Genomic DNA, 11439 nt, shown 5'->3' with positions numbered 1-11439 from the left:
GACCAGCCTTAAGGCTGGTCTTTAAACTGGTCTTTAGAATTCGCTGTTGAGACTAATCTTCGAGACTAATCCGGATACATTAAGAAACATAGTCCCAAAAAACGCAAGAGACTGGTTTTCATCATTAATACAAGGTAAATCCGGCACGCACGGCAACCACCTGCAATACTTTGTGACAAAACATCACAAAGCTATTTACTATTTTGCAGGTACTGGCCATGTTTGCTTTTATGCATCCGTATCAAACTATCCATCGCCTAGAGCAAGAACTGGCAGCGTTGAATGCCCAATTAGAGGCGGAAAAAAAGCGCCACCGCTGTCGCGCGATCAGCTTGATGACGCCGGTTGAGTCGCTCAGCATGCTGCAGGCCAGGGGCGCGGACATGCTTTGTTCATTGAGCAAGGGCGTAGAAGTGCACGCTCAGCACCTTGCTGCCGAGCAATCGACACTTACTGACACTTTCAGCCGACTCCATAAAGCCGAGCAAAGCGTACAAACGTTGCAGCAACACCGCCAACGCTGCCAGCAAATAGACACGTATTTATCGTCCCCTTTAGTGACTGAGCAAGCCTTCCACGATATACGTCAGTTGAGTGTCGAATTAGGGCACAGCGCAGGCCATACACAAGCGTTAGCCATTACTGCGGCCTTGGAAGTCGCTCACTTTCATGAACAACCGGCAGGCATGCCAGCAATTGTCCAGGACCTGCAAGAGTTATCAGAACACTCTCGGCAATTAGCGCATCAGCTAGCACAGTGGATCGAGCGCACCGCATTGCAAGTCAATGAAGATGCAAAGATCCGTGATTATCAGCAGCAGGAAATAAAGGCCTTAACCAGCGCCGCCCAAGCAGCAGAACATGTTATTGAGCAGTTGATAGACCAGTCACGCCATATGTATAAGGTCATACACCACAGTACAACCACGGCTTATTTGCACGCCGCCAAACTCGAGCATGCGGTATGGAAAAGCCGCCTTTATAGGCAACTACTCTCTGCTCATCTGGAAGAGAATTTAGAAGATCACCAGCACTGCACGCTTGGGCATTGGTACTTTATGGGGGACGGTCATCGCTATAAGCATACGGAGGCTTACAAAGCGCTGGCGGCACCGCATAAGCGTTTTCATGAAAGCGGTTTAGAAGCACTTAAGTTTGCCCGCCAAGGTGATCATAATGGCCTGCTTGCGGCACTGGCTATGATGGAAGAAGCCAGCAGTCAGCTAGCGCTCCAGCTTGATAAACTGATGGAGCATGCCGTTTATGAGGTTCCCCTTTCAAATGGGCGCCCTTCACCATTAGCAGATTCACCTTGATGACGTGCTGTGCGCCTGCCTAGCAGGCGTACACATATCACACCCTTTTATGCCATGCTGAGTGGGTTACTGCGCTTTTAATCACTCACTCAGCAGGGAAGGCAATGTCGCAGATCAAAAAGCTAGATCTCGCTTTACAGGGCGGTGGAGCGCACGGTGCTTATACATGGGGTGTCATCGACCGCTTACTTGAAGATGACCGTATCGAAATAGAGGGCATCAGTGGCACAAGCGCTGGCGCAATGAATGGTGTGGTCATGGCAGACGCCCTCACCCGCGGTAACAAAGAAACGGCTCGTCAAGCGTTACACCAGTTTTGGAAAGCGGTTAGCCGAGCGGGTATGGCAAGCCCAATTCGCCGCTCGCCACTTGATGTACTTACCGGAAACTGGTCTCTCGATCACTCACCGGGTTATGTGGCTATGGATCTTTTAAGCCGCTTGGTATCCCCCTACCAACTGAACCCTCTGAATATTAATCCATTGCGTGACATTGTCGCCGAACATATTGATTTCGAACGTGTAAGACGTTGTGAGCAGCTTAAGCTATTTGTGACAGCCACTAACGTTCGCACCGGGAAACAGCGCGTCTTTCGCCGCGAAGAGATGAGTGTAGATGCGGTGATGGCCTCTGCTTGCCTGCCATTTGTATTTCAAGCCGTTGAGATAGAGGGTGAAGCGTACTGGGATGGCGGTTATATGGGTAACCCAGCGCTGCTCCCGTTAATGGAGGAGTGCAGCGCACGCGATATTCTGTTGGTGCAGATTAACCCCATCAGTAGAGAAGAAGTCCCTACGTCTGCCTCAGCCATAATGAATCGACTAAATGAAATTACCTTTAATTCAGCCCTGATTAAAGAAATACGCATGATTGCGCTGCTTAAGCGCACCCTGGATGAACAGGGGATCGAAAATTGCTATCAGCAAGCTCTCTTCCACCGTATCAGTGGCGAACAGGCGCTAGAGGATCTCTCGGTATCCAGCAAAATGAACTCAGAGTGGGCGTTTCTATGTTACCTGTTTGAGCAAGGGCGAGAGGCCGCCGAACGCTGGCTAGAAACTCACTTTGAAGCGATAGGTGAACGTTCAACACTGGATATTGACGCTGTTTATTTGCACGAATAACCAGCACTCAGGTGTCGCACGTCTTCACCGCAGATGCGCCACCTTGGTGCATTACCAACCTGCTGAAACTCTCCATCCATCAAAAAAATACACATAAGAAACTGATTTTAAAATTAAAATAATCTTATGGCGAACTAATTGCTTCACTCTTACTGAATGATGGTAGGCGTGGACCAGGCCCAACGGGTACGAGTGCGTCGAACCTGCCCTTCAATGGCGAAGGCATGTTCTCGTTAACAACATAGCGCCTTTCCAAGCGCCATGTTTTGACCCACTCGTATCGTGCTCTGTGAGGCCATCCATGGACATTCGCAATAAAGCTAACCGCATTCGGCTATTAAACTTCTCTACCCCTCAAATGCGCGCGTTCCACTTTTCTTGGTTCGCGTTCCATATCTGCTTTTTTGGTTGGTTTGGCATCGCTCCACTGATGGCAGTGGTCCGTGAAGATCTATCACTCACCCAAACGCAGATCGGCAATACCATTATTGCCTCCGTTGCTATTACCGTTATTGTCCGCCTGCTCATTGGCGTGCTGTGCGATAAAATTGGGCCTCGTAAAACCTATACCGGTTTGTTGATGCTCGGCGCTGTGCCCGTTATGTGCATAGGTTTTGCCAATAGCTTTGAGACCTTCTTACTCGCTCGGCTGGCCATCGGAGCCATCGGTGCATCCTTTGTGATCACCCAATATCACACCACGATGATGTTTGCGCCAAATGTCGTGGGCACCGCCAATGCGACCAGTGCTGGCTGGGGGAACTTGGGCGGCGGTACGACGCAAATCCTGATGCCGCTGATCTTCTCAGGTCTACTAATGCTTGGCGTTAGTGAAACGCTAGGGTGGCGCTTAGCAATGGTGGTGCCTGGTGTCGTACTGTTTTTTACTGGGATTGGCTATTGGCTGTTTACCCAAGACGCTCCCGATGGCAACTTTAGCGACCTGCGCGCCCGCGGCGAGCTACCCGAAGCCACAGGTGAAAATAGCGCAGTACAAAGCTTTCTGACCGCAGCAAAAGATATTCGCGTATGGGCGCTGTTTATTGTTTACGGGCTCTGCTTTGGCGTCGAACTAACCATCAATAATATTGCCGCTATCTACTTCTTCGACAAGTTTGACCTGACCCTGGCAACCGCTGGTTTAATCGCTGGTTTATTTGGCCTAATGAATATTTTTGCCCGTACCCTTGGCGGCGTTTTTTCAGACCTGTTCGCTAAACAAGGCGGTTTAAAAGGGCGAGTCCGCTGGCTGTTTATCGCCTTGGTGTGTGAAGGAATAGCACTCATTGCCTTCTCACAAATGCACGTCTTAAGCCTCGCAATCGGCATCATGCTGGTCTTCAGCCTGTTTGTTCAAATGGCCGAAGGAGCAACATTTGGCGTGGTGCCCTTTATCAATAAAAAAGCACTCGGTGCTGTTGCCGGTATCGTGGGGGCGGGTGGAAACGTCGGTGCTGTATCCGCCGCCTTTCTGTTCCGTAGTGAAAGTCTTGGTTATCAACAAGGGCTTTTTTACCTTGGCGTTACCGTATTAGTGCTTGCTTCCTGTGTACTGGTAGTACGTTTCAGCGATACCACAGAAGCTGAAGAAGCAACTGCCTATCGTGATGCGGTTGGCGACGATACGAGCGCAGGCGCACTCTCGCTGCGTTAGTATTCACTTACCCCTCTGTATGCTTTATCCGCGACGATTTTTTACGACACGTTTTCGCGACACTTATCGCAACAGAGGGGATTTCATCTCAGGCGGGGAGTAAAAGGAAACCACTATGTCTTCAGCCCAACAGCTACTCTTAACCGCCCTTCGATGCGATATCGATAGCCTGCACCACTTAGCCACTACCTCAGAGATCGTTGGCGACATTAGCGGTTTTATCCATGCGCTCCAACGTGAACGAGGCGCCTCGACGATTTACCTTGTCTCGAAAGGTAAACGGTTTGCTACTCGGCGGAAGGAATTTGTACAGCATAGCCAAGAAGCCGAGACCGTTATGCGCCAGCGGCTAGAAGCGCTTACCGAAGAAGCACGACCACAGGCAGCGGCACGCTTACTCAGGCGGATCGCGGCAGTGTGGCTTGCCCTGGATGATCTAAACACATTACGACAAGCCATTCATTCGTTTGCGATCTCTCCTGATGCGGCAACCCAAGCCTTTAACCACTTAATTAGTGGGCTCCTCGCCATTGTATTTGAAGCAGCAGATACCTCGGTAGACCCGGATATCACTCGCGCACTAGTGGCTATTTTCCACCTTATGCAAGGCAAAGAACTCGCTGGGCAAGAACGTGCCTGTGGTGCCTTTGGCTTTACCCATGGGCATTTCGACGACGCCCATCGCGAATTAATGAATCAATTAGTACGCGACCAACAGCGCTGCTTCGACACCTTTGAAGAGTTTGCCTCATCCGAGGCTGAGCTTGTTTGGCAGCAGACTCTCTCGCCGCGAACACTCGCGGGGATTCAGCAGCTTCGCAATATTGCTTATCAACATGCCTACCAAGACTCTCATCAAGAAGGCCGCGTAGACAAAACGCTTAGTGAAACATGGTATGACCTAACCACATTACGCATTGATAGCATCAAAGCCGTTGAGGACACCCTAAATCACCAATTAACGGCGTTATGTCATCAAAAAATCGCTCAGGTGCATGCGACGTTAGAACAGGCTAAAACACCTCTTAACCAGCCAACTCCTGCTCCCTGTGAGCAGCTTCTTGCCTTGAGCGATACACAACCATTAGGAGAGCTGACAGCTAGCGCTTTAACCTCTCCATTAGGACGTTCACTGATTGAGCTTGCCCATGCCCAATCGAGCCACCTTCAAGGTCTTAGCGATGAGCTGGAAAATACCCGTAAAGCCCTGCGTGAACGTAAGCTCATCGAACGTGCCAAAGGCCTTATCATGGCTCACCAGGAAATGACCGAAGAAGAGGCTTACCGTTTTTTACGTAAAACCTCGATGGATCACAGTAAAAGCATGGCCGATATGGCGCAGTCGATACTCGACCTTTCATCTATGCTCAAACGCAAAGACGAAAACACGCACACAAGCTGAAACAGCTCATTTGCAACACTGTGGGCAATTAGCCATTCTTATATCTCCCCTTTCTGAATGAGCTAGGAGCACACGCTATGCAGCACCGTGTCCTAATGATTACAGGCGCCTCAAGTGGGATTGGTGCCGCCACCGCGCGAGCAGCCTCACGTGAAGGTTATCAGCTGATACTTGCCGCCCGCTCTACCGAAAAACTCACCGCACTGGCCCAAGAGCTTGGCCCAGAAAACGTGTTGACATGTGCGTTGGATGTCACCGACATGGCGCAACAGCAAGCAATGGTCGATCAAGCGATTGAAACATTTGGGCGTATCGATGCCGTCTTTGCCAACGCTGGGCGCGGAGGTTCTCCAGGCGGCTTTAGCGGTGCAGATCACGACGCTTGGCGCGAGATGATCCTGACCAATATTTACGGTGTAGGGCTAACGCTTCAGGCATGCCTTCCCGCGCTAAAGCGGAGCAAAGGGCATGTACTATTAACCGGCTCAGCTGCTGGACGAACGACGATTCCAGGCTCGATGTATAGCGCCACAAAATGGGCAGTGACCGGTATAGGCTACAACTTGCGTGAAGAGCTACGCGGAACGGGCATGCGCGTTACCTTGATTGAACCGGGCATGGTGGATACCCCTTTCTTTGATAAGCCACCAGAGCATGCGCTTGAAGATCGCGATATTGCCAACGCCGTGATTTATGCACTTTCTCAACCATCACATGTCGATGTGAACGAGATTTTAATTCGGCCAACGCCACCCACTGATTAATCGACGCTGCGAACGGGCAATAATGGCACCTTGCATTTCTTCTTACCTGCCCACATAACACTGGGATATCTAGCGTGCTAATAAATCACGCCGTAAATTTAGCCGCCCATACGCTTTTTAATGCAGGTGCCCCATGAGCCAACTCGCCAATACCGCCCTTTCCGTGCTCGATCTAGCACCGATTCGTCAAGGAGGTAGCGCTGAAGAAACATTTCGCAACAGCGTGTCCCTAGCGCAACGGACAGAACAGCTCGGCTATACGCGTTACTGGCTGGCTGAACACCACAACATTGCCGGCATCGCCAGCGCAGCAACGGCCGTATTAATTGGTCATGTTGCTGGGCAAACCTCCACGATACGCGTGGGCAGCGGTGGCATCATGCTACCCAACCATCCGCCCCTGGTGATAGCCGAGCAGTTCGGCACCCTAGAAACACTTTATCCAGGCCGGATTGATTTAGGACTGGGCCGTGCGCCCGGTTCAGATGGCGCCACCATGCAGGCAATGCGCCGCAATGCACAGGCGGGCGTCGATGACTTTCCACAGCTGCTAAATGAACTACACAGCTACTTAGCGGATGCGGACCCTCAGCAGCGCGTGAAAGCCGTCCCTGGACAAGGCACCCACGTACCTATCTGGTTACTCGGTTCTAGCGGTTATAGTGCTCAATTAGCCGCAAAACTCGGGCTCCCCTTTGCGTTTGCGGCCCAGTTTGCACCGGGTTACTTATTTGAAGCATTGCGGCTTTATCGTGATAACTTCCGACCGTCGGAGCACTTAGACAAACCCCATGCCATGGTAGGGCTACCCGTTATCGCTGCCGAAAATGATGCAATGGCCCATTACTTGGCAACGACTTCTCAACAGAAATTTCTTAGCCTTATTCGAGGTAAACCGACTCAGTCGCTGCCCCCGGTTGAACAGATGGACTGGTCACCGATGGAGCGCACCCAAGTAAGCCAGTTCCTAGGTGCCGCCATCATAGGCGGGCCCGATACGGTCAAAGCTGAGCTAGAGGCCTTTCAGGCGCGGACTGGCGCTGACGAGTTAATGATCAATAGCGACTTTTATGATCATACCGACCGCATGCGTAGCTATGAAATCGTAGCCAACGTCGCTCGATAACCCATTAACTAAACGCCAAAACCATGACAACACTTAGCTTTACACCCATGACGCAAGAGGACTTCACGGCCTTCTGGCCTACATTTCAGTCCATCGTTAGCGCTCAAGAAACGTACGCTATCGATCCTGACATTACCTTTGCAGCAGCTTATACATTGTGGTGTCAGCAGCCCAAAGCGTCATTTGCGGTAAAAGATGATCAAGGCGAGTTACTGGGCACTTACTATCTGAAAGCCAACGCTGCAGGCCCTGGCCAACACATTTGTAACTGCGGCTATATGGTAACGCCTGCTGCTAGAGGGAAAGGTGTCGCCCGCCAGATGTGCGAACACTCGCAGCATGTAGCACGCCAACATGGCTTTGAAGCGATGCAATTTAATGCGGTGGTGGCCACAAACCAAGTAGCCGTCGCCCTGTGGCAACGGCTAGGGTTCGCGATTGTCGGCACGATTCCTAACGCCTATCGGCACGCATCCCAGGGGTTAGTCGATAGCTACGTGATGTATAAAGCGCTGTAGTGACCACTGGATAACAAGGCACGCTTTATTGGTAGGACATCATAGGTCACCGGGTTATTTAAGGCAGCGTTGCAGAAGCTCTTCAGCGGCGGCGCTGCCTAACTCGGTTAAGTGGGCTATATTGCGCTCTGGGATTTGTTCCGTATCACCGTAAAAAGCAATTGCTTTTTCGACACTGGCCTCGCGCAACAGATGAACCATCGCGTAGGGCGAGCGGTTAGTGTAGTTCGCAGCATCTTCAGGCTCAGCATCGGCAAAACAGTAATCAGGATGGAAGGTTGCTAACTGATAAACACCCTCATACCCCAGGTCTACCAGCAGGCTTTCGGCAAGTTCGACATAATCCAGGTAGTGATCGAAGCTTTTAAACAGCGTGGGAAACACCAGCAGCGTGGTTTCCGTTTCTGGATGCTCGTTCAACCACTCTACTTCGGCTATTAGTTCTTCCAATGCCACGTCGATTTTTTTCGAGCGCACCACCTCGACCCGAACGTTACCGCCGTCAAGCTCGCGCTTAGCAAACGGGCATATATTGTGTTCCACAATAAAGCTGCGTACCCATGCTAACGTCTGCTCTGCTATCTGATTATCCGCCTCTTGCATCACGCCTACTACCTTACATTAGAGTGGCTATTACCACGGTTAGGACCTGCTCGTGTACCGGTAAGAAATAGTGTACCTGCAAGAACAAGCAAATGCTTCAGGTGTGCGCCTGATACCGTGCCAACGCCACTTCATAAGACTTATGAATATGATCATCCATTAGGGCGCGGGCCGCTTTTCCATCTCTGTTTAACGCCAGTTCCACCAATTGATGGTGTTGCTCGTCCAACTCTTGCCGAATAGAGGGCATTTTGGGCCCCAAGCGGCGATAGCGATCAAACTGATCGTGCAACTGCTCTATAAATCGCAGTAACCACACCGATCCACAAGGCGCCACCAGAGTGCGATGGAACTGAGTATGTAGACGCTCCCACTCCTCCCCTTTATCGAGTGATACATCCGCACGTTTTAAGCGATGAGCCGCCGCTAAAAGATCGGCTTCCCATACCGCATCGCCGTGGGCAATGGCACGCTCAAACGCCATGCCTTCTAGCTCAGTGCGCAAACGCGCAATATCATCCAGCTCCTCCCTCGACAGCTTCGGAACCCTGAAGCCACGTTGGTTTTCTTGGATTAATAAGCCGTACGCCGCCAATTTATTTAATGCTTCACGCAGCGGGCTTAGCCCTACCTGGTAGTGCTCTTTCAGCGCATTAATGGCTAATTTTTCTCCCGCCGCAAAGCGGCCACCGACTAAATCTCTGCGCAACGCATCGTAAATAGGGCTGGAGGCTGTATCAGCAGCAGGAGGGATGTGCTTGTTCATTCCGTGATCCTTTTGCGCATCTTCGCGAACGCGTCTGTTAACGGAGATTCTAGGGCTAGGTGTTGACGTCTCACAATAGCCTAGCCTATATTCTATTTTATTCATAAAAATCGATTTTCAACAAAACAAACGATTAAGAGGCGAAATGGATGCTTTTAACTGAGATGCCGCTGCTAATGGCACTGGGCATATGAAACAGTCGGCACTCTTTTGGGCTTTCTTGCGTGTTGGCATCCTCGGCTTCGGCGGGGGGCCTGCCATGATACCGCTAGTACATGCTGAAGTTGTGACGCGGCACAAGTGGCTAACCGATGAGGAGTTTGCCGACGTACTTGCCATCGGCAACACGCTGCCCGGTCCTATCGCGACTAAGATGCCCGGCTATATCGGCTACCGGGTTGGCGGTATCAGTGGTTGCATTGCGGCGGTTATTGCCGTGATTGTGCCTATGATTGTGGCAATGATTGTCATGCTCGGCATTTTTAGTCGCTATCGCGACGTTGCCTGGATACGCGGCATGGGGCAGGCAGTTATTCCTGTCGTTATGATTATGATGGGGCAATTAACCTGGGATTTTTTCGACAAATCTCAAGCTGCTCTTGGTTGGCTAGCAAGCGCGCTCATGGCAGTCATTGCAGGTGGATTAATTTATTGGCTGGGTGTCCACCCTGGCTGGGTAATTGGTGCCATCTTGCTAACAGCCATGCTGCGCCCAACGGGTAAAAAACGCGTCGAGGGCTCGGCATGATCTACTGGGAGCTTTTCTTAGCGTTTTTCATTCCTAACATTATTGGCTATGGCGGCGGTCCCGCGATTATTCCTCTTGTTGAAGCCGAGGTGGTTGGCCGTTATGGCTGGATGACCTCTCAAGAGTTCGCCGAAACCCTGGCCTTGGGCAACGCACTCCCCAGCCCTATTGCAACCAAAATGGCAGGCTATGTTGGCTATGACATCGCTGGCATTGGCGGTGCATTGGTGGCTGTTTCTGCCACGGTTATTCCTTCTTTAATGCTGATGCTGGGGGCACTGGGGCTGCTTTACCGTCATCGTGACTCTCCCCGTGTCAAGCGTATGAGCCAGTGGGTACGCCCGGTCATCGCCATCATGATGGCGTGGTTAACCTTGGGCTTTCTACTCGAAAGCCTTAACACCAGCGGGGCTATCCATACGCTGATTATCGGCATAGCGGCCGCTATCGCCTTATTGCGCTTCAACATGCACCCCGCCTTTGTGGTTATGGGTGCATTAATTTACGGCGCTCTTTTTATTAGCTAACAAAAAATGCGAGGACTGGCATGCACTACGATCCACACTATTACCCTTCCGCTTCACGTCGCATGGTTACCTTTGGCAAACGCGGGATGGTCGCGACATCTCAATCGCTTGCTGCGCAGGTAGGTGTTGATATTTTACGAAAAGGCGGCAATGCCATTGATGCTGCCATTGCGACAGCGGCTGCTTTAACCGTTGTTGAGCCGACCTCGAACGGTATTGGTAGCGATGCCTTTGCTCTAGTATGGGTAAAAGGTGAGCTACATGGCCTCAATGCTAGCGGCCCTGCTCCAAAGGGTATTTCATGTGATGCCGTCAAGGCCCTGGGCCATGAGGAAATGCCTGCCCATGGGTTAGTCCCGGTCACCGTGCCTGGTGCGCCTGGCGCTTGGGCTGCGCTTTCAGAGCGTTTTGGTAAACTGCCGTTTGAGCAGTTGTTAGCGCCAGCTATAGAATTAGCCGAAGAAGGCTTTGCTGTATCTCCAGTAGCGAGTCAGCTATGGGAAAGCGCCGTAAAGCGCTATGGTCAATACCAAGCAGCAGAGTTTATCCCCTGGTTTACGCACTTTACTTCCAATGGCCAGGCTCCCAAAGCGGGTGATGTTTGGCGTTCTCCAGATATGGCAAAAACGCTGCGTGAAATTGCCAACAGCCACGCAGATGCGTTTTATCAAGGAAGCCTAGCAGATGCGATGGACGCCTTTTCACGTCAGCATGGCGGCTTCTTACGCAAAGAAGATTTACAAGCATTCAAGCCAGAATGGGTCAACCCCATCAGTATCCGGTATCGGGGCCATGATATTTGGGAAATCCCCCCAAACGGCAGTGGGTTAATTGTGCTTCAAGCGCTGGGGATTCTTGAGTCACTAGATGACCAATCGACAGATCCGGTGG

Annotated in this window: 12 protein-coding genes; 10 read left to right on the top strand and 2 right to left on the bottom strand. The window is 51.3% G+C overall.

The annotated features are described in order from the left end of the window. Positions 1 to 218 precede the first annotated feature (218 nt). From INT22_RS09415 to INT22_RS09385, 7 genes are all read left to right on the top strand, one after another. Entirely contained in the window at positions 219 to 1316 is a 1098-nt protein-coding gene (locus tag INT22_RS09415; protein ID WP_193068134.1) for a CZB domain-containing protein, read from the top strand. Positions 1317 to 1420: 104 nt separating this feature from the next. Beyond that, on the top strand, positions 1421 to 2440 hold the full coding sequence (locus INT22_RS09410) for a patatin-like phospholipase family protein (RefSeq protein WP_193068133.1): 1020 nt from the start codon (positions 1421 to 1423) through the stop codon (positions 2438 to 2440). Between the two features lie 301 nt (positions 2441 to 2741). Continuing rightward, positions 2742 to 4094 carry a NarK family nitrate/nitrite MFS transporter gene (locus tag INT22_RS09405; RefSeq protein ID WP_193068132.1) on the top strand — a complete coding sequence of 451 codons (1353 nt, stop codon included), beginning with the start codon at positions 2742 to 2744 and terminating at the stop codon, positions 4092 to 4094. Between the two features lie 115 nt (positions 4095 to 4209). Beyond that, positions 4210 to 5496, top strand: a complete 1287-nt coding sequence (locus INT22_RS09400; protein ID WP_193068131.1) for a nitrate regulatory protein — start codon at positions 4210 to 4212, stop codon at positions 5494 to 5496. A 77-nt stretch (positions 5497 to 5573) separates the two neighbouring features. Further along, positions 5574 to 6260, top strand: a complete 687-nt coding sequence (locus tag INT22_RS09395) for an SDR family oxidoreductase (RefSeq protein ID WP_193068130.1) — start codon at positions 5574 to 5576, stop codon at positions 6258 to 6260. Positions 6261 to 6393: 133 nt separating this feature from the next. After that, on the top strand, positions 6394 to 7386 hold the full coding sequence (locus tag INT22_RS09390; RefSeq protein WP_193068129.1) for an LLM class flavin-dependent oxidoreductase: 993 nt from the start codon (positions 6394 to 6396) through the stop codon (positions 7384 to 7386). Between the two features lie 23 nt (positions 7387 to 7409). Next, positions 7410 to 7904 (top strand): GNAT family N-acetyltransferase, encoded by a 495-nt coding sequence (locus INT22_RS09385; protein WP_193068128.1) that lies wholly within the window; start codon positions 7410 to 7412, stop codon positions 7902 to 7904. Between the two features lie 54 nt (positions 7905 to 7958). On the opposite strand, the gene INT22_RS09380 is transcribed toward INT22_RS09385, so the two are convergent. Beyond that, positions 7959 to 8507: a DUF1415 domain-containing protein gene (locus INT22_RS09380; protein WP_193068127.1), complete on the bottom strand. Its 549-nt coding sequence runs from the start codon at positions 8505 to 8507 to the stop codon at positions 7959 to 7961. Between the two features lie 97 nt (positions 8508 to 8604). Continuing rightward, positions 8605 to 9273, bottom strand: a complete 669-nt coding sequence (locus INT22_RS09375) for a GntR family transcriptional regulator (protein ID WP_193068126.1) — start codon at positions 9271 to 9273, stop codon at positions 8605 to 8607. Between the two features lie 190 nt (positions 9274 to 9463). Here INT22_RS09375 and INT22_RS09370 point away from each other — a divergent pair, with 190 nt between their 5' ends. The 3 genes from INT22_RS09370 to INT22_RS20620 all read left to right on the top strand — a co-directional run. Next, entirely contained in the window at positions 9464 to 10021 is a 558-nt protein-coding gene (locus INT22_RS09370; protein WP_193068125.1) for a chromate transporter, read from the top strand. Continuing rightward, complete coding sequence (locus INT22_RS09365; protein WP_193068124.1) at positions 10018 to 10548, top strand: chromate transporter; 531 nt, start codon at positions 10018 to 10020, stop codon at positions 10546 to 10548. Before INT22_RS09370 ends, INT22_RS09365 begins: the two co-directional genes overlap by 4 nt. 20 nt (positions 10549 to 10568) lie before the next feature. After that, the coding region (locus INT22_RS20620; protein ID WP_226912560.1) for a gamma-glutamyltransferase at positions 10569 to 11439 on the top strand (871 nt) is incomplete at its 3' end.

The sequence above is a fragment of the Halomonas sp. 3D7M genome (assembly GCF_014897885.1).
In the GTDB taxonomy this organism is placed as follows: domain Bacteria; phylum Pseudomonadota; class Gammaproteobacteria; order Pseudomonadales; family Halomonadaceae; genus Vreelandella.
This window is presented reverse-complemented; position numbering and strand designations above follow the sequence as displayed.